Origin of the sequence: Halomonas sp. DP5Y7-2, assembly GCF_019802025.1 — a bacterium.
GTDB lineage: Bacteria > Pseudomonadota > Gammaproteobacteria > Pseudomonadales > Halomonadaceae > Halomonas > Halomonas litopenaei_A.
Genome location: NZ_JAHVHY010000005.1, coordinates 177,943 through 204,541, shown reverse-complemented (window position 1 = coordinate 204,541; position 26,599 = coordinate 177,943). Strand labels below are relative to the sequence as shown.

Sequence of the window (26,599 nt, the reverse complement as noted above, 5' to 3'; positions counted from 1 at the left end):
CATCAGGGTCCTCAGGCGCGTCGCCGCACGATTTGATAGCGGCGGCCCAGATAGCCAAGCGGGGCGCTCCAGGCGTGCACCAGACGGGTGAACGGGAAGATCAGCACGATGGTCAGTCCCACCAGGATGTGCAGGTGGTAGATGAAGCCAATGCCTTCGAGATGGGAGGCGGCCCCCCCCTGGAAGAACACGATGGCCTGGGCCCACTCAGCCAGCTTGATCATCACGCCACCGTCCAGGTGGTGCATGGCGGCAGGGATGGTCAACAGGCCCAGGGTGACCTGGACCACCAGCAGCACGATGATCAGGTTGTCCATGACGCTGGAGGACGCCTTGACCCGGGGATCGGTGAAGCGGCGGTGAAGCAGCATGGCGCCACCGATCAGGCAGGCGATACCGGCAAGGCCCCCCACCAGAATCGCAAACACCTGCTTGGTGCCAGCGCTGATGAAGGGCGCGTAGACCCAGTGTGGTGTCAGCAGGCCGACCAGGTGGCCGAAGAAGATCACCAGGATGCCAACGTGGAACAGCGGGCTGGCCAGGCGCATGCGCTTGGACGATAGCATCTGGCTGGAACCGGTCTTCCAGGTGTACTGACCGTGGTCGAAGCGTAGCAGGCTGCCGATGAGAAAGACGCTGCCCGCCAGGTAAGGGTAGAGGCCGAACAGCAGGGTATGCAGGTAGTTCATGACAGACCTCCAGTGGGTCGAGAGGGCATGGCATCGGGAAGACGAATGGTGTCGGGCTGGACGCTGCCACGACGTTCGGCAAGACGCCTGCCTTCCGCCGAGGTCAGTGCACAGTCCTGATCCGATTCGGCCGAGAAGCGGACGGCTTCTTCTTCCCACACGGCGTCCAGGGCAGCAGGGGTGTTGTCGGGTGACTCCTGTTCGACCGCCTCGCGGTGGGTGTCCACCTGATCCTCGGCGCCGATCATGGCCAGCAGCGTGCGCGTGATGAGCGCCTGATCGCACTGCTTGCTCTCCAGGCGGGCCGTGAGCAGCGCCAGGATATGGCTGACATCGCCGATCCAGCTGGCGATGTCGTTGGCACTACGGGTAGACAGGAATTCCAGCAGCAGCGGCAGGTGGTCGGGTAGCTCGCGGCTGTCCAGGGCAAAGCCAGCCGCCTCGTACTCGCTGAGCAGGTCGACCATGGCCTGGCCGCGGTCCCGGGACTCGCCATGGACATGTTCGAACAGCAACAGCGAGGTAGCGCGGCCGCGGTCGAACTGGGCGACATAGGCCGCCTGGACGTCCAGCAGGCGGGCATCACGCAGGCGATCGCACCAGTCAAGCAAGGCCTGCCGGGGGGCTCCCCCCGGCAGTGGCATGGCGGCAATGGCGGCCTTGACCTCATCGATAGCCGCGATCAGCTCTCGGTCGGGATAGTCGAGCAGCCGGGCCAGGGCACGCAGGCCCTGGGCGAGTGGCCCTTGAGTGGCGGCATCAGTCATGCTCGACCTCCGGATGAGCGGGATCGTACTGCTCAACGTCGACCAGGGTGGTGGTCTGCTTGCGTCCGCCGAACAGACTGACATCGTCGCTTCCGCCCTGGCAGCCATTGCCGAAGGTGAAGCCGCAGCCGCCACGCTCCGGGAAGGCCTCGCGGGCCAGTTCGCGATGGCTGGTCGGGATGACAAAGCGGTCCTCGTAGTTGGCGATGGCCAGGTAGCGATACATCTCCTCGACCTGGGCCACGCTCAGCTCGACTTCGTCCAGTACGTCGAGGCGAGCCTCGCCATCCACGTGCTTGCCACGCATGTATTCGCGCATCGCCATCATCCGCTTGAGCGCTCGCAGCACAGGGGCTTCGTCACCGGCGGTCAGCATGTTGGCCAGGTATTTCACCGGGATGCGCAGGGACTCGACCTTGGGCAGCACGCCATCGCTCTCCACGTGACCGGCATCCACCGCCGACTGGATGGGAGAGAGCGGCGGCACATACCAGACCATCGGCAGGGTGCGGTATTCCGGGTGCAGCGGCAGGGCCAGCTGCCAGTCCATGGCCAGCTTGTAGACTGGGGACTCCTGGGCGGCCTTGATCACGTTGTCGTCGATGCCGTCACGCTTGGCCTGGGCGATGACCTCAGGATCGTGGGGATCGAGGAAGATCTCGCACTGGCGCTGGTAGAGGTCGCGGTCGTCCTTGGAGGCGGCGACGTCTTCGATACGATCGGCGTCGTACAGCAGCACGCCGAGGTAGCGAATGCGGCCGACACAGGTCTCGGAGCACACCGTCGGCTGGCCGGACTCGATACGCGGGTAGCAGAAGATGCACTTCTCGGACTTGCCGGTCTTCCAGTTGTAGTAGATCTTCTTGTACGGACAGCCGGACACGCACATCCGCCAGCCGCGGCACTTGTCCTGGTCGATCAGGACGATGCCGTCCTCCTCGCGCTTGTAGATGGCACCGCTTGGGCAGCTGGCCACACAGGCAGGGTTCAGGCAGTGCTCGCACAGGCGCGGCAGGTACATCATGAAGGTGTTTTCGAACTGACCGTAGATGTCCGCCTGGATCTGATCGAAGTTGACGTCCTTGCGCCGCTTGGCGAACTCAGTGCCAAGAATTTCTTCCCAGTTCGGGCCCCACTCGATCTTTTCCATGCGCTGGCCGGAGACCAGCGAGCGCGGACGGGCCACCGGCTGGTGGCGACCCCGCTTGGCCTGGTGGAGGTGCTGGTAGTCGAAGGTGAACGGCTCGTAGTAGTCGTCGATCTCCGGCAGGTCCGGGTTGGCAAAGATGTTCGCCAGTACCCGCCACTTGCCGCCGATACGCGGTTCGATGGTGCCGTCCTCGCGGCGTAGCCAACCGCCTTTCCAGCGGGCCTGGTTTTCCCATTCCTTGGGGTAGCCGATGCCCGGCTTGGTCTCGACGTTGTTGAACCAGGCGTATTCCACGCCTTCACGGCTGGTCCACACGTTCTTGCAGGTGACCGAGCAGGTGTGACAGCCGATGCACTTGTCGAGGTTGAGCACCATGCCCACTTGTGAACGGATCTTCATTTCACTGCCTCCTGAACGCTGTCCTGTCCTTCCCCGTCCAACCAGTTGACGTGCTTCATCTTGCGCACCATGACGAACTCATCGCGGTTGGAGCCGACGGTGCCGTAGTAGTTGAAGCCGTAGGCCAGCTGGGCGTATCCGCCGATCATGTGGGTCGGCTTGGGACATACCCGGGTCACCGAGTTGTGGATGCCGCCGCGGGTGCCGGTCACTTCGGAGCCGGGCACGTTCACGATGCGTTCCTGGGCGTGGTACATCATCGCCATGCCGTTCTTGACCCGCTGGCTGACGACGGCGCGGGCGGCAATGGCGCCGTTGGCGTTGTACAGCTCGATCCAGTCGTTGTCCTCGACGCCGATGGCGCGGGCGTCATCCTCGGACAGCCAGACGATGGGGCCGCCCCGGGACAGGGTCAGCATCAACAGGTTGTCGGAGTAGGTGGAGTGGATGCCCCACTTCTGGTGCGGGGTGATCCAGTTCAGCGCGATTTCCGGGTTGCCGTTGGGACGCGGCATCGCCATGGCCTTGGTGGCCTTGGTGTCGATGGGCGGACGATAGACCAGCAGGCTTTCGCCGAAGTCGCGCATCCAGGCGTGGTCCTGATAGAACTGCTGACGTCCGCTGACCGTGCGCCAAGGGATCAGCTCGTGGACGTTGGTGTAGCCCGCGTTATAGGACACGTGCTCGTCTTCCAGGCCCGACCAGGTCGGACTGGAGATGATCTTGCGCGGCTGCGCCACCACATCGCGGAAGCGGATCTTTTCCTCTTCCTTGGGAATCGCCAGATGGGTATGGTCCCGTCCGGTAATCTTCGACAGCGCGTCCCAGGCCTTGACCGCAACCTGGCCGTTGGTCTCCGGTGCCAGTGACAGGATCACCTCGGCGGCGTCGATGGCGGTCTCGATGCGCGGCTGCCCCTTGGCCGGGCCGTCCAGCTTGACGTGATTGAGGCCGCGCAGCAGTTCGACCTCCTTCTCGGTATTCCAGCTGATGCCCTTGCCACCGTTGCCGATGCTTTCGAGCAGCGGCCCCACCGAGGTGAAGCGCTCATAGGTCTCGGGGTAGTTGCGCTTGACCTCGACCAGGCTCGGCATGGTCTTGCCGGGCACCGGCTCGCACTCGCCGCGCTTCCAGTCGAGCACCTCGGGTTGGGACAGCTCGCCTGGGCTGTCGTGCTGCAGCGGCAGGGTTACCAGGTCGGTTTCCTCGCCCAGGTGGCCGGGGCAGACCTCGGAGAACTTCTTGGCGATGCCCTTGTAGATATCCCAGTCGCTACGCGCCTCCCAGGCCGGATCGGTGGCGGCGGTCAGCGGGTGGATGAAGGGATGCATGTCCGAGGTGTTGAGGTCGTCCTTCTCGTACCAGGTCGCGGTGGGCAGCACCACGTCGGAGTACAGACAGGTGGTGGACATACGGAAGTCGAGGGTGGTGAACAGGTTCACCTTGCCTTCTGGGGCTTCCTTGTGCCACGTGACTTCCTTGGGCATGGCGCCACCGGACTCGCCCAGGTCCTTGCCCTGCAAGCCGTGACGGGTGCCCAGCAGGTACTTGAGCATGTACTCGTGGCCCTTGCCGGAGCTGCCCAGCAGGTTGGAACGCCACACGAACATGTTACGCGGGAAGTTCTGGGGGTTGTCCGGGTCTTCGGCGGCAAAGGTAAGTCGTCCTGCCTTCAGCTCGTTGACCGTGTAGGCGGCGGTGGACATGCCGGCCTCAAGCGCGGGGCCCGCCAGTCGCAGCGGGTTGATCCCGAGCTGAGGAGCGGAGGGCAGCCAGCCCATGCGCTCGGCGCGCACGTTGAAGTCGATCAGGCTGCCGTCGTACTTGCTGGGGTCGGCCAGCGGTGACAGCAGCTCCTTGACCTCGAGCTTCTCGTAGCGCCACTGGCTCGAGTGGTTGTAGAAGAACGAGGTGCCGTTCATCTGGCGCGGCGGACGCTGCCAGTCCAGACCAAAGGCCAGCGGCAGCCAGCCGGTCTGGGGCCGCAGCTTTTCCTGCCCCACGTAGTGGGACCAGCCACCGCCGGACTGACCGATGCAGCCACACAGCACCAGCATGTTGATCAGACCACGGTAGTTCATGTCCATGTGGTACCAGTGGTTCATCCCGGCACCGACGATGATCATGGAGCGACCTTGGGTCTTGTCGGCATTGCTGGCGAACTCGCGGGCGATGCGAATGCACTGGCTGGCCGGCACGCCGGTGATCTTTTGCTGCCACGCGGGGGTATAGGGACGCAGCTGGTCCAGCGAGGTGGCGCCGTCGTCCTCGCCGTCAGCACCAAGGCCACGGTCGATACCGTAGTTGGCGCACATCAGGTCGAACACGGTGACGGCCAGCACTTCCTTGCCGTCTGCCAGGGCCAGCTTCTTGGCCGGCAGGCAGTGGTGCAGCACCTCGTTGCCTTCGACGTGGTCGAAGTGCTCGTGGGCGATACCGCCGAAGTAGGGGAAGGCCACCTTGGCGACGCTGTCATGGGCATCGGCCAGGGACAGGCGCAGGTCGACCTTCTGGCCGTCGGCGTCGAGTGACTCAAGGCTCCACTTGCCTTTTTCCTCGCCGCCATTTTCCCCCCAGCGGAAGCCGATGGAGCCACGGGGCACGACCAGCTGATCGCGCTTCTCGTCCCAGGCGACGGTCTTCCACTCGGGATTGTTGTCCTGGCCAAGCGAAGCATCAAAGTCGGCGGCACGCAGCTGCTTGCCGGGCGCGTAGCTGCCGTCTTCCCGGGGCTCCAGCGCCACCAGGAAGGGCATGTCGGTGTAGCGCTTGACGTAGTCGGTGAAGTAAGCGCTGGGGGAGTCGAGGTGGAATTCCTTGAGGATGACGTGGCCCATGGCCATGGCCAGAGCCGCGTCGGTACCCTGCTTGGCGGACAGCCACTCGTCGGTGAGCTTCGACACCTCGGCGTAGTCCGGGGTGATGGACACGGTCTTGGTGCCCTTGTAGCGCACCTCGGTAAAGAAGTGGGCGTCCGGCGTGCGGGTCTGGGGCACGTTGGAGCCCCAGGCGATGATATAGCCAGAGTTGTACCAGTCAGCGGACTCCGGCACGTCGGTCTGCTCGCCCCAGGTCTGGGGGGAGGCCGGCGGCAGGTCGCAGTACCAGTCATAGAAGGACAGGCAGGCTCCGCCGATCAGCGACAGGTAGCGGGCCCCGGCGGCGTAGGAGACCATCGACATGGCGGGAATCGGTGAAAAACCGATGATGCGGTCAGGTCCATAGGTCTTGGCGGTATAGACGTTGGCCGCAGCGATCAGGGTCTGGGCCTCGTCCCAGTCGGCGCGAACGAAGCCGCCCATGCCACGGGCACGCTTGTACTGGTTGGCCAGGACCGGATCTTCGACGATGGAGGCCCAGGCCTCCACCGGGTCTTCGTGCTTGTCCAGCGCCCGACGCCACAGGCTGACCAGCTCCTGACGGATCAGCGGGTACTTGAGGCGGTTGGCACTGTACAGGTACCAGGAGTAGCTGGCGCCACGCGGGCAGCCACGTGGCTCGTGATTGGGCAGGTCGGCGCGGGTGCGGGGGTAGTCGGTCTGCTGGGTTTCCCAGGTCACCAGGCCATTCTTGACGTAGATCTTCCAGCTGCATGAGCCGGTGCAATTCACCCCGTGGGTGGAGCGCACGATCTTGTCGTGCTGCCAGCGAGCGCGATAGCCATCTTCCCAGTCGCGGGTCTCTTCCCTCGTTTCGCCATGTCCATTGGCGAACTGGGGAGGACGCTTGGTCAGGTATCTCAGCCGATCGAGAAAGTGACTCATGGGGGGTCTCCTCAAAGGCCCCCTTGCGGGGGCCATGCTAGGCGGTCCTTGTGGACTCGAATGTCACGGTCTGGTGGAGTCTTGAAGCTCAGAGCTAGCTCTCAACGTCAGCCCTGAATGTCAGTGCTATGCATCGGATGCCTCTTTTGGTTGGTCCTTGCTGCGGCCCTTGCAGGCAGGCCCGGCGTCCAGATTGAGTTCGATTTCTGCGCCCTTGCGGCTGTAGTAGAACCAGGTCAGGGCGGTACACAGCAGGTAGAAGACGATGAAGCCAAGCAGGGCGGCTTCCGGTCCGCCTGTCAGCGAAATCGAGGTGCCGAAGGACTTCGGGATCAGGAAGGCGCCGTAGGCGGCGATCGCCGACGTGAAGCCAATGGTGGCGGCCGATTCGCGCTCTGCATGGACCAGCTGTTCAGCGCTGGTCAGGTTGGGCATCAGACGCGGCACTTCCTTGCGGAAGATCGACGGAATCATCTGGAAGGTGCTGGCGTTGCCGACGCCAGTGGCGAAGAACAGCAGCATGAACGAGGCGAAGAAACCGTAGAACGCCATCGGCATGGTCTTGTTCATCAGGAAGAACAGCACGCCGATGACCCCGGCGATCATGGTCAGGAAGGTCCAGAAGGTGACCCGGGCGCCGCCGAAGCGATCGGCAAGACCGCCGGTCCAGGCACGGCTGAGGGCGCCGACAAACGGGCCGAGGAAGGCATACTGCAAGGCGTCGATGGCCGGGAACTGGGTCTTCGTCAGCAGCGGGAAGCCGGCAGAGAAACCAATGAAGCTACCGAAGGTGCCGGTATAGAGGATGCACATCAGCCAGTTGTGCTTGCGCTGGAAGATGACCGACTGTTCCTTGAACGAGGACTTGGCGCTGGCGATGTCGTTCATGCCGAACCAGGCGGCAACGGTGGCGATAGCGATGAACGGCACCCACACGAAGCCGGCATTCTGCAGCCACAGCATGCCGCTGTCGGACAGCGGTTGGCCGTCTCCGGTAAACATCACGAAGCTGCCGGTAGAAATCACCACGGGCACCAGGAACTGCATCACCGATACGCCAAGGTTGCCAAGACCGGCATTCATGGCCAGTGCCTTGCCTTTCTCGCGCTTGGGATAGAAGAACGCGATGTTGGCCATGCTGGAGGCAAAGTTGCCGCCACCGAAGCCACACAGCAGGGCAATGATCGCCATCACCAGGTAGGGGGTGTCAGGGTTCTGTACCGCAAACCCGATCCACAGTGCCGGCAGAATCAGTGAGGCCGTGGAGAAAGCGGTGAAGCGACGCCCGCCGAAGATCGGCACGGTAAAGCTGTAGAAGATGCGCAGCGTAGCGCCGGACAGTCCAGGCAGGGCGGCCAGCCAGAACAGCTGGTTCGGGCTGTAGTCAAAGCCCACCTGGGGCAGTTTGGCTACCACCATGGACCACACCATCCAGATGCTGAAGGCCAGCAGCAGACAGGGGATCGAGATCCATAGGTTGCGACTGGCAATCTTGCGGCCGGTGGTCTGCCAGAACGACTCGTCTTCCGGGCGCCAGTCCTGCAGCACGAATTTGCTGGGGGTAGAAAGCTCCGGCAGATCGGTGGATTCGCAGCGGTCGCGAGCCTCGATGCGTTCGGCTTTACGGATCGCGTGATGCATCCACAGCAGCGCTGCGGCGACCACGACGAACATCAGCATGAAGCAGCTCTGCCAGATGCCGATGACATCGTTGAGCATGCCGAAGGTCAGTGGCAGGAAGAAGCCGCCGAGTCCGCCTACCATGCCTACCGCGCCGCCCACCAGACCCACGCTCTTGGGATAGTAGACCGGGATGTGCTTGTACACGGCGGCCTTGCCCAGGGACATGAAGAAGCCCAGCACCATGGTCAGCAGGATAAAGCCGACCAGGGGCATGGCGAAGGTGAATTCGACCGGGCCACGCACTCCGTCGATGGTGTATTGGGTGGGCGGATAGCTCAGCAGGAAGGTGCAGATAACCGAGGCCAGGAAGGTCCAGTACATCACCCGACGAGCGCCGTAGCGGTCCGACATCCAGCCGCCGAGGATGCGGAACAGCGAGGCTGGGATCGTGTACAGCGCCGCGACGATGCCCGCCGCGCCCAGGCTGAGGCCGTAGACTTCGATCAGGTAGTGGGGCAGCCACAGGGCGAGGGCCACAAAGCCGCCGAAGACGAAGAAGTAATACAGCGAGAAGCGCCACACGCGCAGATCGGCCAGCGGCGCAAATTGCTCGGACAGCGGCTGGCGCACGGCGTTGCGGGAGCGACTGCCGGGATCTTCCTTGGCCAGCACAATGAAGGCGACGCCCATGATGGCCATGATGGTGGCATAGACCAGCGCGGTGCTCTTCCAGCCCAGTGCCAGGAGCAGGAAAGGGGCGCCAAAATTGGTCACGGCAGCGCCCACGTTACCGGCGCCAAAGATGCCCAGAGCGGTACCCTGACGTTCCTTCTCGAACCAGGCGGAGGTGTAGGCGACGCCAACGATGAAGGAACCGCCCGCAAGGCCGATACCCAGGGCGCCGACCAGTAGCATCGTGTAACTGTTGGCAAAGGTCAGCAGATAGACGCAGGTGGCCGTGATCAGCATCAGCAGGCCGAACACCCAACGGCCACCGAAACGGTCAGTCAGTACGCCGAGGAATAGACGGCTAATGGAGCCGGTCAGCACCGGCGTGGCCATCAACAGGCCGAGTTGAGTGTCAGAAAGACCAAAGTCTTCCTTGATCTGAATGCCGAGAATCGAGAAGAGAGTCCAGACGGCGAAGCAGAGAGTGAAGGCCAGAGTGGCCAGACCTAGCGCTTGATTCTGCTGACGCCGCGGTACGGAGTCATGTTGAAGCATGTGCTTTCCTCAGTAGGGGTGCCGGTTTGTCCCCTTAAACATTGCTACAATGTATCTGCAAGGCACTTGATTGTGATCAACAGAATGGGAGGGTATATCCAGCGTGGTTGGTCTCTTACCTCCATGGGGGTATGCGGGTGTTTTTAAGAGATTCGTCACGTATCATCTGCCTCGAAACATAAATGAGACATTCTGATATTGGTTAGGTGATAACTCCCTTGATCTGGGTCAATAGAAGTGGGTGGTGGAAGACAAGACACGAGGGGCAGCCATGAACGGCGCCTTTTACCTGCGCCGCTCTCTGATGCTGCGCATGCTGGTCGCGATGGCCGCGATTGCCTGTCTGGCGCTGGTCAGCCTGCTGGGCTCGATCGTTATCGCCCAGAGCGCGGGTGGCTACGCCGATGCCATCAATCAGGCGGGGTCGCTGAGGATGCAGGCCTACCGATTGCTGTCGACCAGTGAACTGCTGCCTGCCGACCATCCCCGGCGCCGTTGGCAGCAGGAACAGATGGAAGCCACTCTTGCCAGCCCAGCCATTGTCAGTCTGATTCCTGGCGATGTGGATGACCCCCTGAGAGATTCCTATGACAGAGTGGTCGAATGCTGGCACGAAAACCTGCGACCCAATATCCATGCCTTTGACGGCGGCAATGCCTTTCGCCTCGATGACCAGGTGGCAGAGTTCGTCGATAAAGTGGATATTCTAGTTGGGAGTCTGCAAAAATATGCGGAGTCTAAGGTGGTCTTTCTGGAAGTTTTTCAGGGTGTATCGCTGACCATACTTGTTGTTTTTATGGTGATGGTGGTGTACAGAATTGTGTGTGGCGTCATGCCGCCTTTTAGAGATCTTATTCGGGTGGTAAATGGTGTGATGGTGGGTGACTTCTCCGGTAGAACGACCTACCGCGGGAATGACGAGCTTGGCCTCTTGTCGCGTACGATCAACAAGATGAATGCCAGTCTTTCGGAAATGTACGGGCAGCTCGAAAAGCGAGTGGCGGCCAAGACGCATGAGTTGAAGCGCAGCAATGATGCGCTGCGCATGCTGTACCTGACGGCGCGACGTTTGAATGGCGTGACGCCGTTGACCCGTGAGGAACTTGAAGACGTCCTGCGTCAATTGGAGGCGGTCACCGACGAGGGACCGTTCGAACTGAGGCTCACTACCGGTGGGGCCGGCAAGGAAATGATTCGCCTTGTGCCTCGGCCCGCGGCCCATCATCAAGCCGAGGCTGCGACAGCGCGATCGGAGTCGGGCAGTCGTATGACATCTTCTCCATCGCCAGGCAGCGGCAATGAGTATGCAGTGCGTGTGCGCGAGGCAGGGCGCGACTTCGGCGAACTGCGGGTCCAGCAGCCCCCTGGGCACATGTTGGCACAGTGGAAGATCGAGCTGGTCGAAACCGTGGCAGGGCTGATCGCAGCGGCCCTGTCATTGTCGGAAAAGTCCGATGAGCAGCGCAGGCTGGCGCTGATGGATGAGCGCGCCGTCATTGCCAGAGAGCTTCACGATTCCCTGGCGCAATCATTGTCCTACCTGAAGATTCAGGTGACGCGATTGCAGATGCAGCTGGACCAGCAGCGCCACGAACAGGTCGCGCAAGTGGTGGCCGAGCTGAGGCATGGGCTGAACTCGTCCTATCGTCAGCTGCGCGAACTGCTGAATACCTTCCGTCTGCGCATCCACGAGGCGGGCCTGGAGGCGGCGCTTGATGAGACGGTGCAGGAGTATTCCAAGCGGGGCGACTTCGAGCTGACCTTGAAAGGGCAATGGAGCGGGCTAGCGCTGACGCCTAACGAAGAAATTCATGTACTGCAGATTGTGCGCGAGGCGTTGTCCAACGTGGCGCGCCACGCCAGGGCCCGCCACTGTACGGTCAGTCTTGCCGCAGAAGAGACGGGGCATTATCAGCTGTCGATCAAGGACGATGGGGTCGGTATCGGACCCCAATCAGATCCATCCATTTCCCATGGGATGGCCATCATGGAAGAGCGGGCGAGGAGCCTGAGTGGAAAGCTCTCGGTCAATGGCATCAAGCCATGTGGCACCGTGGTGACCGTCCGCTTTCTGCCGCGCCTGCTGGTACAGCTACCTGTCGCGGTCAGCTGAACGTGTCGTCCGGCACAGGTCGGATGCACTCACTCAGGAGATTTGGCAATGAGCATGCTTCGATTGATGATCGTGGACGATCACCCTCTCTTTCGGCGTGGCGTTCGCCAGCTGGTGGACATGGATCCGAGCCTGGTGGTGGTGGGCGAGGCCTCCGACGGTGCGGAAGCGGTGCGCAAGGCGATTGACCTTCAGCCCAATCTGATCCTGCTGGACCTTAACATGCATCCGATCGATGGGATTGAGGTGCTGAGGCGGATGCGCGACGCGCGGGTCAAGAGTCGTATCGTGATCCTGACCGTATCCGATGCCGACGATGATGTGGTGCGGGCGCTCAAGGAAGGTGCCGACGGCTACCTGCTCAAGGACATGGATCCGGAGGAAGTGCTGCGTCTGATCCGCGAGGCCGCGCAGGGGCAGGTGGTGCTGGGGCCGCAAATGGCGTCGTTGCTGGCCAGCGTGGTCAAGGGCGAGCTGCCGGCGGGGGGTGACGATGGCATGTCCTGCCTCACCGCGCGAGAGCGAGATATCCTGCGCACCCTGGCCCGGGGGCTGTCCAACAAGATGATCGCCCGTGAACTCGACATCGCCGAGGGCACCGTCAAGGTGCACGTCAAGCACCTGTTCAAGAAGCTGGACCTGCGCTCCCGAGTGGAAGCGGCGGTGTGGGCGACCAAGCATGGCCTGGGCTGAACGGCGCTACCGGCATTGCTGCGCTGACCTTAATACGACAACGCCCGGGCTGGACCCGGGCGTTATCTCTTTCTCCAATGACGCCTCACCGCATAGCGGTAGTGGCTAGGCGTCAGTGGTGTCTCAGCTATTGACCGCGGCCACCGCCTTGGCCAGGTAGGGCAGGTTTTCCTGAGAGAAGCCCGCCACATTGGCACGGCCGGAGCGCACCATATAAATGCCAAACTCATCGCGCAGGCGATCTACCTGTTCCGGTGACAGACCGGTGTAGGAGAACATGCCACGCTGCTCGGCAATGTGCGCATATTTCTCGCTCAGCCCGTAAGGCTTCAGTGCTTCGACGAAGTCGCGACGCAGGGTGTTGATGCGGTCACGCATTTCCGTGAGTTCCTCACGCCAGACGCCTGCGAGCTCGGCCGAGTGCAGAATTTCGGCGACGATAGCTCCGCCGTGGGCGGGCGGGTTGGAATAGTTCTCGCGGGCGACAATGGCGATTTGCGAACGAACGTTTTCCATCTCTTCGTTGTTCTTCGCGACCACGATCAGCGCACCGGTACGCTCGTTGTAGATGCCGAAATTCTTCGAGCAGGAGCTGGTGATCAGCACATTGTCGAGGTTCTCGGCCAACAGGCGCACGGCGTAGGCGTCTTCATCCAGGCCTTCAGCGAAACCTTGATAGGCGAAGTCCACCAGAGGCAGCAGGTCACGTTCCTGCAGCACCTCAAGCACCTGTTGCCACTGCTCGTGGTTCAGGTCAAAGCCCGTCGGGTTGTGGCAGCAAGCGTGCAGGACCACCACGTCGCCCTGGGGAATCTGCTTCAGAGCCGCCAGCATGCCGTCGAAGTCGAGACGGTTGTCGGCATCCACGTAGGGGTACTTGTGCAGTGCGATACCGGCGGCGGTAAAGATACCGTGGTGGTTTGGCCAGGTGGGGTCGCTGACCCAGATGCCCTTGCCAGGCAGCTGGCTGGCAACGAAGTCGGCCGCCAGACGCAGAGCGCCGGTGCCACCGGGAGACTGGGTGGCACTGGCACGCCCAGCTTCCAGCACCGGTGAGTCCTGGCCCAGCACCATGGGCAAGACCACGGCACCGTACTCGGGAGCACCGTGTGAGCCGATGTAGGTCTTGGTGGTCTCGTTGTTGAGCAGCAGGGCCTCGGCCTCCTTGACCGCACGCATCACCGGAGTGTTGCCCTTTGCATCGCGGTAGACGCCGACGCCAAGATCGACCTTCTGGGGGTTGGTGTCTTTCTTGAAGGCCTCGATGAGCCCGAGGATGGCATCCCCGGGAACCCGCTCAATCTTCTCGAACATTTAACTTGCTACCTCGTCGGTTCTAGCCGCTAGGATGAAATCGTTCTTGTGCAGGCCCTTCATTTCGTGGGACCACCAGGTCACGGTGACCTTGCCCCACTCGGTCAACAGCGCCGGATGGTGACCAGCCTCTTCAGCGATCTCGCCGACGCTGTTGGTGAACGCCAGGGCCTGCTTGAAGTTGCGGAAGCGATAGCTCCGCTCCAGTTGCATGATGCCATCGCGCTCGACGATCTGCCACTCGGGCAGCTGTTTTTGCCAGCTGGCCATCTCGCTCTCGCTGGCATGAGGGGCGTCCCAGCGGCAGGCTTCGCAGGATTGTTGTGACAGGGACGATGGGTGTTCGCTCATGGGATAGCTCCAAATGCTAGTGGTAGGGCAGAAATTGCCGGTCGTCAGGCGCGGGGTGACCGCGCCTTGGGCGTGAACAGCGGGGCAAAGAGTCCTAGCGCCTTGGCCTGTTCCACCAGCGCCATCAGGTCCTGCTGGGCCAGTGTCTGGAGGTCGTCAAGACTGTCGAGAACATAGTAAAGCGGTTGCAGGATGTCGATGCGGTAGGGCGTACGCAGTGCATCGAGGGCATCGAAGCGACGCGTTACCGGTGCGTCGGAAAGCGCGTGGAGCGTCTCCCGTGGCGATGAAATGATGCCTCCCCCATAGATGCGTCGGCCCTCTGGCGTGTCCACCAGGCCGAATTCAACCGTCATCCAGTAGAGCCTGGCCAGATACACCCGATCCTTGGGCTCGGCTGCCAGGCCCAACCGCCCGTAGGTGGCGGTGAACTCAGCGAAGGCCGGATTGGTCAGCATGGGGCAGTGGCCAAAGATCTCGTGAAAGATATCCGGCTCCTTGAGGTAGTCCAGCTCTTCCGGGGTGCGGATGAAGGTGGCGACGGGGAAGCGCCGGTTGGCCAACAGCTCAAAGAAGGTATCGAAGGGGATCAGCGCCGGGACTGCGGCGGTTCGCCATCCCGTGGCGTCGTCCAGCACCCGATCTATCGCATCGAGCTGCGGGATATGATCGGTGGGCAGGGCAAGGCGCTCCAGCCCCTCCAGGTACTGGTGGCAAACACGTCCTTCGATCAGCGCCAGTTGACGCTCCATCAAGGTTTGCCAGGTGCGGTGCTCCGTCTCGCTCCAGTGGATCTTGCCATCATTGTCAGGAGTGTGAGCCTCGTAGGCCGTCGCTTTGCCAGAGACGGACGCATCCGCGGAGTGGTTCGAAGGAGAGTGAAGTGAGCCAACGAGAGGCGAGTGCGTAGACGGTGCGCTCATGGCGCCTCCAGATAATGGTGAGCGGAAAAGGCGGGTGTTGTCCTGCAACAGAGTGTCGGTCGAGTGCAGGCCATGTGCGAGGGGGTTGTGGTAGAGAAACCGGGTCGATCTGGTGACGAAGGGGAGGCGAGTGTAAGAAAAACGTGACAGCAGGGCCGCAAGGGCACTAGCCCATGGCCATAGCTCGACCAAAGGGGCAGGTCTCGTGTGCAATGACTTCGATAAGCTGTAAGGAAAACGTGACAATGGAGGTCGGACGCCGTGACAGCAAATTTCTGCCCGTGGGTCTTCTGCCTATCGATAAGGAGCGCTAAGTCAGCATGCGCCTGAGAGTACATTGCCAGAACCGCATCGGTATCCTGCGTGACATCGTGTCCCTTCTTGCTGACTACGGCGCCAACGTGGCGCGTGGCGAAGTGGGTGGCGAGCGCGGCAATGCCATCTATCTCCACGTGCCATTGCTGCTTAACGCGCAATGGGTGACGTTGAAGCCTCGTCTGGAAGACGTGTCTGGCGTCTTTGGCGTGCGCAAGGTCAGCCTGATGCCGAGTGAGCGTCACCAGCTGGAGCTCGAGGCGCTGCTTTCATCGCTGACAGACCCGGTCATGTCCATCGACATGGAGGGGCATCTGGTCGCGGCCAACCGCGCGGCGAGTCAGCTGCTGGGGGTGCGGGTAGATGAAGTGCCAGGTCTGTCCCTGGATCGATATCTGCCGGACTGTGACTTGCCCGATGTGATTCGGCGTAACAATGCCAGGGTCAACGGACTCAGAGTCCGCCTGAAGAACGCCACCTTTCTTGCCGATATCGCTCCGCTGCACCGTGAGCATCATGACGATGTCGAGTCATTGGCGGGGGCGGTGGTGACACTGCATAGCGCTGATCGCATTGGCGAGCGGATCTACCAGATACAGCGCCAGGAAATGCGTGGTTTCGAGGCAATGTTCACCGCAAGTCCCCGGCTTGCGTCGCTGATTCATGAGGCTCGGCGAATGGCGCCGCTGGATGCCCCGCTGCTGATCTTCGGTGAAACAGGCACCGGCAAGGAGTTACTGGCGCGGGCGTGTCATCTGGCCAGCCCCCGTGGGCAGGCACCCTTCATGGCCTTGAACTGCGCAGGCCTGCCGGAGTCCATGGCCGAGACGGAGCTGTTTGGCTATGCACCGGGGGCCTTCGATGGCGCCAGGCCAGAGGGCAAGTTGGGCCTGCTGGAGTTGACCTCGGGCGGTACCATCTTCCTCGATGAAGTGGGAGAGATGAGTCCGCGCCTTCAGGCCAAGCTGCTGCGGTTCTTGCAGGACGGCGGCTTCCGTCGAGTCGGCGCTGACGAAGAGACCTACCTTGATGTGCGGGTGGTGTGCGCCACTCAGCAGGACCTGCTGTCGCTGTGCGATCAGGGGCTGTTTCGCCAGGACCTTTACCATCGCCTGAACGTGCTGTCCTTGAACGTTCCGCCATTGCGAGACTGCCTGGACGGGATTGAGGCGCTGGCCGAGCATTTCGTCGACCGCGCTGCCCGTCAGATTGGCTGCCCGTTGCCTGAGCTGTCCAGCGCCGCTGTCGCGCGAATGGCCGGCTATGAATGGCCGGGCAATGTGCGGCAGTTGGAAAACGTGCTGTTCCAGGCGGTATCGCTGTGTGAAAGCGGTCGCATCGAGCCGGAGCACCTGCGCTTGCCTGAGGGGCCGGCCTCTGGCGATCTGGCTGGCATCGAGCTGGACGGCACCCTCGACGATATTCTGGCCGACGTGGAGCGCCGGGTGCTGGCCGCGCTGTATCCGCTGCATCCCTCCAGCCGGCAGTTAGCGCGACGGCTTGGCGTTTCCCACACCACCATTGCCAACAAGCTGAAGCGATACGGGCTGGGGGGCACCTGAGCAGGGCGTGTCAGGATCCGATGACCTGGATCACGGCGGCACGCACCTGGGGGTAGTGAACCTGTTCGTGACTTGCAAAGCCGGCGAGTTTACGCGCCTTTGCCTGACTTAGCGCAGGACTGACGATGCCACACAGAAAACGTGTGGCCAGGTCAGCGTCCAGCTTTCTGGGCGGTTTCGTTGCGCTCAGCGCGTCACTGAGCTCCGTCAACCAGCCATGCAAGGTTTGCTCATCGGCAGGCAGCGTCGGTGAGGCGGCGCTCAGGCTCGCCCGCTCTCCGCGGCAGGCCGAGCAATGTCCGCACGCCCTTGGCGCGTCGCTATCTCCGAACCAGTCCGCAAGGCCGGCGCTGATGCAGGTGGTGGATTCGAACAGCGCCAGCATGGCCTCCAGGCGCTGAAGCTCCATGTCGGCACGGGCCACGAACTGCTGATGGAGTTCGCTGGCCAGATGCTGGGAGTCCACGTCGGACAGGACGCTATACACCTCAGTGATCTGCTTGCTCTCGAGACGAATCCACTGTTGCTGGTCGAGATAGTCCAGTGCCTTCAGCACTCTTGCCCGGGAGGTATCCAGGCCTCGCGCCTTGCCAAGCTGGTACAGGCGTTCAAAGTCCAGGCGATACCAGCTGCGCCCCTTGTCGGACGCCTCGATGATGGCGGACAGGAAAGCCCCTCTTTCTCCAGGGAAGCGAGCGAGAAGCGCTTCCTGCTCAATCTCGAGGCGAAAACGGTACTCGGCAAAATAGCTGTGGCTGGCGCGGATGATGCCCATCAGCTCTAGCTTGACCAATAGCGTCTTCAGCGGCAGTTCGCGAATATCCGTCTGCCGCGATAATGCATTGAGCGATAGCTCCCAGGCACCCGGCGCCGCCGCCAGATCATCCAGTACCGCCTGGATGCCTGCCCGGGGTGGTACATCGCCATGGACGAAGTTCTCGAGCACAGGGAGGCTCTCTCGCCCGGCGAGCATCAGGCACTCGGCGCGGGCACCGTCGCGGCCTGCTCGACCAATTTCCTGACTGTAGTTTTCAATGGATTTGGGCAGGTCGAAGTGCACGACGCAGCGAATGTCTGACTTGTCGATGCCCATACCGAAGGCAATCGTGGCAACGATGATCGGTAACTGGCCCGACATGAACGCCGCTTGAAGCTGGGCGCGGGTGTCTGCGTCGAGGCCCGCGTGGTAGGCCGCCGCTTCCAGGCCGGCGGCCTTGAGATAGGCAGCGAGCCGCTGTGCACTTTGCTGTAGCGTGACATAGATGACGGTGCTGCCATGTTCCCCATGGGCCTGGTCGCGCTGGGCGATCAGCCAGCGGGCAAGATATCGGGGCCGTTCATCGGCGGGCACGGGAGCGATGGTGAGGTCAAGGTTCGCGCGATAAAAGCCCGTGGTGATCACGTCTTCACGGGCAATGGAAAACGCGGTCCGCATGTCGTCAATCACCTTCGGCGTGGCGGTAGCGGTCAGCAGCAGCACCTGAGGGATGCCGAATTCATGACGGTAGTGCGGCAGCTTCTGGTAGTCGGGTCTGAAGTTGTGTCCCCATTCCGACAGGCAGTGCGCTTCATCAATGACCAGTAACGATACCCGTACGTCCTGCAAGAAGTGGCGAAAGCGCTCATTCTTCAAACGCTCGACCGATACCATCAGCACACGCAGGTGGCCCGATCGAGCCGCCGACATGACCTGCTGCGTTTGCTCTGGCGATTGACTGGAGTCGATGCTGGCGGCAGCGATTCCGCGCTGTTGCAAGGACGCGAGCTGGTCTTGCATCAGCGCCAGTAGCGGCGACACGACCAGCGTCAGATGAGGAAGGTGCAGGGCGGCTAACTGATAGCACAGTGACTTGCCGGAGCCGGTAGGGAAAATGGCGGCAGCGCTGCGACCCGCGACAAGGGCGTTGATCGTCTCGCGCTGGCCGGGACGAAACTCACGATATCCAAAGACCGATGCCAAGGTGTCATCGATGCGGGGAGAGGCAGAAGGCAATATAGGTAGTCTCTAAAATGGAGCCTTGCCACCTAGCGGACAGGCTGGGGTGACGTGGCAGTATTCGCAGCGTGACAGGCTACCTTGTTGTGGGCCGGGGATGAAGTACAGGCCGGCAGCCGGCCCGCAGCAGTGACGCCGTCGAAACACGCTGGGTGACACTCGCTAGCGTACAGAAAGGGCCGAGGGTTATTCGCTACGCTGCGGGCTCCAGCGCTGGATGACCCGGTTTCGCCCCTGCTGTTTCGCCTCTACCAGATTGGCGTGCACCTGCTGCATCAGTTGGGCGCCGGTGACTCCTCGCTGATAGTCACTGACCCCCACGCTGACCGTCACCTTGTGCCGGCCGATACCGAAGTCATGGCGTGAGATGTTCTCGCGCAGGCGCTCCGCCAGCTCGCGCCCCCGGCCGGCGGGGGTCATGGGCAGCAGCAGGGCGAATTCATCGCTGCCCATGCGCGCCAGATAGTCCTCCTGACGCAGCTGGCTGGAGGCCAGCGCGGCGATCTGGCAGAGCACTCGGTCGCCCAGCCCCCGCCCCCAGGTGTCGTTGATCAGGGCGAAATGGTCCAGGTCGACGAACAGCAGGGATAACGGCACGCCGTGGCGGTTGGACATGGACGCTGCCTTATCCAGTTGGCTGACCAGCGAGCGCCGATTGGCCAGTCCTGTCAGCTCATCGGTACCAGAGAGGTAGCGCAGGCGCTGCTCTTCCGCGACTTGATCTTCGATGTCGATGAGCAGCCCATGCCACAGGATGCTGTCGTCGCAGCGCTCGGGCAGGGCCTCCAGGGAATACCAGTGGGGGTTGAGTTCGCCCACGGGCAGGCGCAGCCGAGTGGACACGGGAGACAGCCAATGGGCGGAATGCTCGATGGCGCGGATAAATTCTCCGTAGGCTTCTCCCAGCAGGTCGCCGAGCCGCTGGCGCACGTCATTGGCAGTGGCCAGGGGAGCGAGCCGTCGGGTCATCGGGTCGTCGCCGGTCAAGGCAGGAAGCTGCAGACGACCCCTGGCGTCACGTTGAAGTGTGAAGAGCACGCCGGGTACGCGCTGTAGGCAAGCAAGACGCTGCGCATCGGCATGCGTCTTGGTCGCGGAAGTGTTAGCGCAGTCATCCATGGTCAGGCAGTCCTTGGCCGCAGGAAGAGTGATCAACCCGAGGTATCGGGCTTAACTCACCATCTTAAGGGCTAGCCGAAAGGGGTATATCAGCCTTAAGGGCTAAGAAAAAACGACGTTTTTCTGCTTTTACAGGTATGCAGTATCTGGATGCTGCGGGCGCCTGTGACAAATGTGTATGTAATACATTGTGTTACAGGAACTTCTTGCGCCGATGACGCGCGCTCTAAAAAGGCTCGCCAGCGCCATGTCGGCTGTGCTGTTGCAGTAGTCACTAGGCACGTTCTCGTGCTCCGTCCTTCCTAAGGCTTAGGTAAGAGGAATGAGGTGATGGGCTGCAGCCTGTGCCAATTGATGTCCCAGGCGTTCAAGTGGATCGCCACCGTGGCGCCAGAAATGCCAGAACAGCGGCACATCGAGATACCAGCCGTCGACCACGTCGACCAGCGTTCCCTCGGCCAGCTCTCGCCGGGCTTGAATGTCCGGCACCAGACCAAAGCCCAGACCCGCCTTGGCCAGTCCTATGAATCCCTCGACGCTGGCACAGCGATGGTGAGGGAAGGGCCCGGTGACGCCCTGGGCATCCAGAAAACGGTGCTGAAGCTGATCGTTGGGGCCAAAGATGATGGCCGGGCAGTGCTGCAACGCCTCTGCGGTAGCGCCTTGAGGACAATGGCGCGCAAGAAAGTCGGGACTCGCCAGCGCTCGGTAGCGCATGGCACCGAGTGAAATGACGCGTGCTCCTTGTACAGGGGTGTCGCTGGCACATAGACAGGCGGCGACTTCCCCCTTGCGCATGCGCTCAAGCCCCACGTCCTGGTCTTCAATGACCAAATCGAGGGTGATGGCCTGATGCTTGAGATAGTCGCCCACCGCCTGGGGCCACCAGGTCGCCAGGCTATCGGCGTTGATGGCGATGCGCAGCTGTCGATAGCCGACGGTCAGTGAGGGGGCCTCCTCGATAAGCTCGGCCTCAAGTAGGCGGACCTGCTGGACGTGGTTGAGCAGTCGCCGGCCCAGCCCGGTGGGGGTAGGGGGCGTGCCGCGGATCAGTACGGGCTGTCCCAGGCGTGCTTCCAATAGCTTGACGCGCTGTGACACGGCGGACTGTGTCAGTCCCAGCGCTCGGGCGGCGCGTTCAAAACCCTGATGCTCGAGTATCGCGGCGAGGGCATTCAATAACTTGTAATCGAGCATGGGTCGCCCTGGAAGTGACGCTGCCTCATTAGAATTTCTAATGAGGCAGTCGGATAAGTTGTTTCTCTAATTCTAGCGCGCTCCTTACTCTTGTCTACCTGGGTGGCTTGCACCCGGACCTGTATGGCTTTCGTTGCCCGGCATGCCGGCCTTGTCGCGCCCCGCCTTGCTTGACGTGGCGAGAGATGAGATCAGCGGTGTTGCCCTTGATAAAGGAGTTTTCGGCATGTGGTTGTCAGTGTTGCAAGGCGTGGTAACTGGCGCGGGCTTGATCATCGCGATTGGCGCGCAGAACGCCTTTGTCCTGGCCAAGGGGCTTCGCCGCCAGCACATCTGGTGGGTTGCCGGCATCTGCGCCCTGTGCGATGCGCTATTGATCGGTCTGGGGGTTCTCGGGCTCGGCGCACTGATTGCCCAAAGCGAGGGAGCGATGTGGCTGGCGCGTATTGGAGGTGCAGGGTTCCTGGTCTGGCAGGCGTGGCTGGCCTTCAAGCGCGTCATGCACCCGCGAGGGCTGGAAGCCAGCAGGGACGCCAGCACCACGTTAGGCAGTGTGATTGTGGCCACCTTGGCAGTGACGCTGCTGAATCCCCAGGTGTATCTCGACACCCTGGTGATGCTGGGAGCCATCGGCTCACTGCAGGACAGCCCGTTGGGCTTCTACATGGGGGCGACCATGGCATCGTTCACCTGGTTTTTCGGATTGGTAGCACTGGCCCGTGCGCTGGCGCCTCGGTTGACCAGTCCACGCGCCTGGCAATGGGTCGATGGCGCTATCGCGGCGGTGATGCTGTTGGTGGCGTGGCAGATATTGATCTTGGATCCCGCCTAGTGCCAGGTCGTCAACTGTCAGCGTTTCATGACGGCCTGTCACGCTAGCGTTACGCAGGGCCTGTGCAAGGTCGAGGGCTGTCAGGCCAGCGCTACACCCGGCGGCTCTTCAGGGGAGCCTGGGCAGCCACACAGCTGGCAGCCCGCCGCTCGGAGGCATGTGGCTCGAAGGAGGGGGCGCCTAGGATAGATGCATGGGTTCGGCTCTTACGGACACCACCATGACACTATCGGAGGCACACATGACCGCAGTAGCTCCCATCGACATACATAACCCTATCGGCACCCATGGTTTCGAGTTCGTTGAGTACAGTGCTCCCGACGCGGAAGGAATAGCGGCCTTGCGTGAGCTGTTCGTGGCGATGGGATTCACGGAGACCCGGCGCCACCGCAGCAAAGGCGTCAGTCTGTTCCAGCAAGAGGGCGTCAATTTTGTACTGAACGCGGAACCTGACAGCCATGCGGCGCGCTTCGCCCAGCAGCATGGGCCCGGTGCTTGCGCCATGGCATGGAAGGTCGCTGATGCCCGACAGGCGCTGGATTACGCGGTGGAACAAGGCGCGCGTCCCGTTGATGTTCCGGTGGGGCCTGGGGAAGTGGGTATTCCTGCTGTGGAGGGAATCGGAGGTTCGCTGCTCTACTTTGTCGACGAGCGAACCGATGAGCTCAATAGAACCATCTACGACATTGACTTCGACGCCATCGAGGGGCGCTCAGCCAACGACAATAGCGTTGGTCTGCGCTACCTCGACCATCTGACTCACAATGTGGAGCGGGGGCAGATGGATCCGTGGGCAGATTTCTATACCCGGATCGCCAACTTTCGTGAGAATCGCTACTTCGATATCGAGGGCAAGAAGACCGGATTGCATTCCCGGGCCATGACAGCGCCCTGCGGCAAGATGCACATTCCGATCAATGAATCAGCCGACGATAACTCCCAGATCGCCGAGTTCATTCGCGAGTATAAGGGTGAGGGCATTCAACACCTGGCGATGGCGACAGAGGATATCTACGCCACGGTGCGAGCCCTCAGGGCCAACGGCATTCGCTTCCTGTCCACACCTGATACCTACTACGAAAAGGTCGATGTGCGCGTGCCCAATCACGAAGAGCAGGTAGAGGACCTGCGCGAACTGAGCCTGTTGATCGATGGCGGGCCTGATCAGGGCGTGCTGTTGCAGATCTTCACCGAGACAGTGATTGGCCCGATTTTCTTCGAGATCATTCAGCGCAAGGGCAACGACGGCTTCGGTGAGGGCAACTTCAAGGCGCTGTTTGAATCCATCGAGGAAGACCAGATCCGCCGAGGTGTGCTCGACGCCGATTGAGCACAAGGCAGGAGCGTTATCGTCGAGGCTGGTGTGGCGTCAACCGGGATAGACGGTGTTGGCAGCCAGCCGCGACGATGACGGGCCTGCCCAAGCGCGACAAAATCCGTCACAATGGCGCGCTGGCCTCCACCCTGATTCGGCCACAGGCTGATGTGGAGGACGCCACCGCCATGGTGGGCAAACAATAGTGCGCAAGCGATCTCTGGTGATTCATGACAACCAACGAACCCTCTCGTACTCAGTGGCTTGGCCGCTGGGGCTTCGTTCTGGCCGCTACCGGCTCTGCCGTCGGTCTGGGCAATATCTGGAAGTTCCCCTACATGACCGGAGAGTATGGCGGAGGGGCCTTCGTACTGGTCTACCTGGCCTGCATCTTGTGCGTCGGCGTGCCCATCATGATGACCGAGATTGCGCTCGGACGTCGTGGTCGAGGTAGTCCCATCGATGCCATTCGGCGCGTTGTCACCGAGTCGGGCCGTAGCTCTGGCTGGTCGTTGCTGGGCTGGATGGCGATGCTCTGTGGCTTCATGATCCTGTCGTTTTATGTGGTCGTCGCGGGCTGGTCCTTTGCCTATTTGTGGAAGATGGTCTCCGGTGGCCTGGCCGGGTCCAGCGTCGACGATATGGCGGCGATTTTTGGTGCCAATAACGCCAATCCTTTCACTCTTGGCGCCTGGAGTACGTTGGTGACGGTCGCCACGATGGTGATCGTGGGCAAGGGCGTGCAGCAAGGCATCGAAAGGAGCGTGGGTTGGATGATGCCGGGGATGGTGATCATGCTGCTGGTGATGATCATTTACGGCATGTTCTCCGGAGGTTTCGGTCAGGCCGTCAATTTCCTGTTTGCCTTCAATGCCTCCAGTCTGTCTAGCGAGGGCATGCTGGCGGCCATGGGCCATGCCTTTTTCACCCTGTCCCTGGCCTCCGGTGCCATTCTGACCTATGGCAGCTACCTGCCGCGTCGCGCCTCCATCGGCCGCACCACCCTGACGGTGGCTATTGCCGACACGCTGGTGGCGTTAATGGCTGGCCTGGCGATCTTCCCCGTCATCTTCGCCAATGGCATGGAGCCCAACAGCGGGCCGGGGCTGATCTTCATGAGCCTCCCATTGGCCTTTCAGGCGATGCCGCTCGGCACGCTCTTCGGCATACTGTTCTTTATCATGCTGTCCATGGCCGCCCTGACATCGTCCATCTCCATGGTCGAGGCAACCGTGTCATGGCTTGCCGATAACAAGGGGGTCAGCCGTAAGGCTGCCGCCTGGGGGACCGGCATTGTGCTATGGGTGATCAGTACCCTGGCGATGCTCTCTTTTAACGTTGGCGCCGACTGGACGCTAGCAGGCAAGCACTTCTTTGACTGGCTTGACTACCTGACATCGCGACTGATGATGCCGCTGGGTGGTCTTGGCATGGCGCTGCTGGCTGGCTTCGTACTCAAGAGTCAGGCGGTGAAGGACGAGTTGAATCTGCCGGCCGGCATCTACGCGCTGTGGCTGTTCATGGTGCGTTACGTGAGCCCGCTGGCCATCCTGGTGATCTTTGTGGATGCGCTGGGCCTGGTGGCCGTGGACTTCGGTGCCCACTGGCTGTGGCTGGTATTGATTCTGCTGGTCCTGACCCTGGCTGGAGAGTGGGCGAGCCCGCGACTGCGTCGCAGTTTGCAGACCAGCGACTAGACAACGCTCACACGTCGCAGCCATTTGCGGCATGAGCACAAGACGCCGTGACGTGTCAGTCGTCGCGGCGTCTTTCGTTTTAAAGGGAGTAAGGGAATAAAAACTGGATGATTGATTCCATTATGGCATAATGGCGCCTTGTCGCCGTCCGTATGTCCTGACGTTGGAGTCGCATCCCATGAGTCACAATCGCTTGCCGAATCGAAGCCCGTTCCCGGCAGGCAGCGTCAGTCTGGTAGGGGCTGGGCCCGGCGATCCCGAATTATTGACGCTGCGAGCATGGCGGCGGATCGGCGAGGCCGAGGTCGTCTTGCATGATCGTCTGGTGAGTCCGGAGATCCTCGAGCTGGTGCCGGAGACGGCTGAGCGCTACTACGTCGGCAAAGCGCGCTCGGATCACAGTCTGCCTCAGGAAGATATCAATCTGGCGCTGGTCAAGTGGGCCCGCGAGGGCAAGCGCGTGGTCAGGCTGAAGGGGGGCGATCCCTTTATCTTCGGGCGAGGCGGTGAGGAGCTTGAAACGCTGGTGGAGGCTGGGGTGACGGTGGAAGTGGTGCCCGGCATCACGGCGGCCTCCGGATGCAGCGCCTACGCAGGCATCCCGCTGACCCATCGTGACCATGCTCAGTCGGTGCGGTTCATCACCGGGCATCTCAAGGAGGGCGGCTGCGAGCTGGATTGGCGGGCCCTCGCCAGCCCCGGGCAGACGCTCGTGTTCTACATGGGACTGGGCAGTCTTGAGCATATCAGCCATGGGCTTGGGGCAGCAGGACTGGCGTCTGACACGCCGGTAGCGCTGGTAGAGCAGGGCACTACCCAACGTCAGCGCGTCCATCTGACCTGTCTGGGTGATTTGCCGACATTGAATGATCGGGATATTATTCGTCCGCCCACCTTGATTATTGTTGGTAGCGTTGTGTCGCTGCACAAACAATTAGCCTGGTTCGATAATGCGCAAGCGGGGAGTAGTGGGTGGATGCATGGCAAGCATCCGTCGCCCCGGGAACGCTCGGATTGAGCGCGCGCCTTTGCTGGAGATGTCGCACCAGGCAACGAACCCCGCGCATCGCGGGCTAGCTGAGGTCAAGATGATGTTCTCCCATTTGCGTAAACGTCGACGCTTTGCGCGATCGACCCAGGCCGCCTGGGCGGCCGCTATCCTGCTGTCGATAACGTCACTGACCAGTGACCCGGCGATGGCCAGAGATGACGGCGATGTCGCCTCCCAGCGTGGCCAAGCGTCGTTCTACAGTGATCGGTTCCAGGGACGTCGCACGGCCAGTGGCGACACCTTCGATCAGCAAGCTCTTACCGCCGCCCATCGAAGCCTGCCTTTTGGTACCAAGGTATTGGTGACTCGACGGGACACGGGACAGAGTGTGGAAGTGGAGATCAATGATCGCGGCCCCTTCGTCAAGGGACGTGTGATAGATCTCTCCAAGCAGGCAGCACGCCAGCTTGGCATGTTGAAACGCGGTACCGCGCCGGTCCTTTTGACCTACCTTCCCTGAGCGGTAACAGGGCGCTATGGCCAGCAACGCCACAGCATCTCCCAG

Annotated in this window: 19 protein-coding genes; 8 read left to right on the top strand and 11 right to left on the bottom strand. The window is 61.7% G+C overall.

Annotation, left to right across the window (positions count from 1 at the left end; translation table 11 throughout):
• Window positions 1-11: 11 nt before the first annotated feature.
• The 5 genes from narI to KUW18_RS10755 form a co-directional block, all read right to left on the bottom strand.
• Window positions 12-689 (bottom strand): respiratory nitrate reductase subunit gamma, encoded by a 678-nt coding sequence (narI, locus tag KUW18_RS10775; protein ID WP_222486062.1) that lies wholly within the window; start codon window positions 687-689, stop codon window positions 12-14.
• Window positions 686-1,456, bottom strand: coding sequence for a nitrate reductase molybdenum cofactor assembly chaperone (narJ, locus tag KUW18_RS10770; protein WP_222163394.1), 771 nt, complete (start codon window positions 1,454-1,456; stop codon window positions 686-688). Before narJ ends, narI begins: the two co-directional genes overlap by 4 nt.
• On the bottom strand, window positions 1,449-3,005 hold the full coding sequence (narH, locus tag KUW18_RS10765) for a nitrate reductase subunit beta (RefSeq protein WP_206944733.1): 1,557 nt from the start codon (window positions 3,003-3,005) through the stop codon (window positions 1,449-1,451). The genes narJ and narH overlap by 8 nt, the downstream gene beginning before the upstream one ends.
• On the bottom strand, window positions 3,002-6,769 hold the full coding sequence (locus KUW18_RS10760; protein WP_222561399.1) for a nitrate reductase subunit alpha: 3,768 nt from the start codon (window positions 6,767-6,769) through the stop codon (window positions 3,002-3,004). The genes narH and KUW18_RS10760 overlap by 4 nt, the downstream gene beginning before the upstream one ends.
• Before the next feature lie 126 nt (window positions 6,770-6,895).
• A complete protein-coding gene (locus tag KUW18_RS10755) occupies window positions 6,896-9,616 on the bottom strand; it encodes a nitrate/nitrite transporter (protein WP_222561398.1) in 2,721 nt (906 codons plus the stop codon).
• Between the two features lie 271 nt (window positions 9,617-9,887).
• On the opposite strand from KUW18_RS10755, the gene KUW18_RS10750 reads away from it, so the two are divergent.
• A complete protein-coding gene (locus tag KUW18_RS10750) occupies window positions 9,888-11,729 on the top strand; it encodes a histidine kinase (RefSeq protein WP_222561397.1) in 1,842 nt (613 codons plus the stop codon).
• Between the two features lie 48 nt (window positions 11,730-11,777).
• Window positions 11,778-12,422: a two-component system response regulator NarL gene (gene narL / locus KUW18_RS10745; protein WP_206944726.1), complete on the top strand. Its 645-nt coding sequence runs from the start codon at window positions 11,778-11,780 to the stop codon at window positions 12,420-12,422.
• A 123-nt stretch (window positions 12,423-12,545) separates the two neighbouring features.
• Here the strand turns inward: narL and KUW18_RS10740 are convergent, their stop codons facing one another.
• Genes KUW18_RS10740 through phhA form a run of 3 tightly spaced genes read right to left on the bottom strand, consistent with a single transcriptional unit; the run spans window position 12,546 to window position 15,010 of the window.
• Window positions 12,546-13,736 carry an aromatic amino acid transaminase gene (locus KUW18_RS10740; RefSeq protein ID WP_222163385.1) on the bottom strand — a complete coding sequence of 397 codons (1,191 nt, stop codon included), beginning with the start codon at window positions 13,734-13,736 and terminating at the stop codon, window positions 12,546-12,548.
• Window positions 13,737-14,087 carry a 4a-hydroxytetrahydrobiopterin dehydratase gene (locus KUW18_RS10735; RefSeq protein ID WP_222561396.1) on the bottom strand — a complete coding sequence of 117 codons (351 nt, stop codon included), beginning with the start codon at window positions 14,085-14,087 and terminating at the stop codon, window positions 13,737-13,739.
• 44 nt (window positions 14,088-14,131) lie between these two features.
• Window positions 14,132-15,010: a phenylalanine 4-monooxygenase gene (gene phhA, locus KUW18_RS10730; protein WP_222561395.1), complete on the bottom strand. Its 879-nt coding sequence runs from the start codon at window positions 15,008-15,010 to the stop codon at window positions 14,132-14,134.
• A gap of 320 nt (window positions 15,011-15,330) precedes the next feature.
• On the opposite strand from phhA, the gene KUW18_RS10725 reads away from it, so the two are divergent.
• The gene (locus KUW18_RS10725) at window positions 15,331-16,887 is read left to right on the top strand and encodes a sigma-54-dependent transcriptional regulator (RefSeq protein WP_222561394.1); all 1,557 of its coding nucleotides are present in this window, start codon (window positions 15,331-15,333) and stop codon (window positions 16,885-16,887) included.
• A gap of 10 nt (window positions 16,888-16,897) precedes the next feature.
• Here KUW18_RS10725 and KUW18_RS10720 read toward each other — a convergent pair whose 3' ends face one another.
• The 3 genes from KUW18_RS10720 to KUW18_RS10710 all read right to left on the bottom strand — a co-directional run bounded on the left by KUW18_RS10720 (window position 16,898) and on the right by KUW18_RS10710 (window position 21,199).
• Window positions 16,898-18,880 carry an ATP-dependent DNA helicase RecQ gene (locus KUW18_RS10720; protein ID WP_222561393.1) on the bottom strand — a complete coding sequence of 661 codons (1,983 nt, stop codon included), beginning with the start codon at window positions 18,878-18,880 and terminating at the stop codon, window positions 16,898-16,900.
• 189 nt (window positions 18,881-19,069) lie between these two features.
• On the bottom strand, window positions 19,070-20,002 hold the full coding sequence (locus tag KUW18_RS10715) for a GGDEF domain-containing protein (RefSeq protein WP_222163378.1): 933 nt from the start codon (window positions 20,000-20,002) through the stop codon (window positions 19,070-19,072).
• Between the two features lie 309 nt (window positions 20,003-20,311).
• Entirely contained in the window at window positions 20,312-21,199 is an 888-nt protein-coding gene (locus KUW18_RS10710; RefSeq protein WP_222163376.1) for a LysR family transcriptional regulator ArgP, read from the bottom strand.
• A gap of 226 nt (window positions 21,200-21,425) precedes the next feature.
• Between KUW18_RS10710 and KUW18_RS10705 the strand changes: the two genes are divergently transcribed.
• The 5 genes from KUW18_RS10705 (at window position 21,426) to KUW18_RS10685 (ending at window position 26,554) form a co-directional block, all read left to right on the top strand.
• Entirely contained in the window at window positions 21,426-22,031 is a 606-nt protein-coding gene (locus KUW18_RS10705; protein WP_222561392.1) for a LysE/ArgO family amino acid transporter, read from the top strand.
• Between the two features lie 241 nt (window positions 22,032-22,272).
• Window positions 22,273-23,361 (top strand): 4-hydroxyphenylpyruvate dioxygenase, encoded by a 1,089-nt coding sequence (hppD, locus tag KUW18_RS10700; RefSeq protein WP_222561391.1) that lies wholly within the window; start codon window positions 22,273-22,275, stop codon window positions 23,359-23,361.
• Between the two features lie 215 nt (window positions 23,362-23,576).
• Window positions 23,577-25,043, top strand: a complete 1,467-nt coding sequence (locus KUW18_RS10695; RefSeq protein ID WP_222561390.1) for a sodium-dependent transporter — start codon at window positions 23,577-23,579, stop codon at window positions 25,041-25,043.
• Window positions 25,044-25,221: 178 nt separating this feature from the next.
• Window positions 25,222-26,061 carry a uroporphyrinogen-III C-methyltransferase gene (gene cobA / locus KUW18_RS10690; RefSeq protein ID WP_222561389.1) on the top strand — a complete coding sequence of 280 codons (840 nt, stop codon included), beginning with the start codon at window positions 25,222-25,224 and terminating at the stop codon, window positions 26,059-26,061.
• Window positions 26,062-26,239: 178 nt separating this feature from the next.
• Window positions 26,240-26,554, top strand: a complete 315-nt coding sequence (locus tag KUW18_RS10685) for a septal ring lytic transglycosylase RlpA family protein (protein WP_224852091.1) — start codon at window positions 26,240-26,242, stop codon at window positions 26,552-26,554.
• Window positions 26,555-26,599 lie beyond the last annotated feature (45 nt).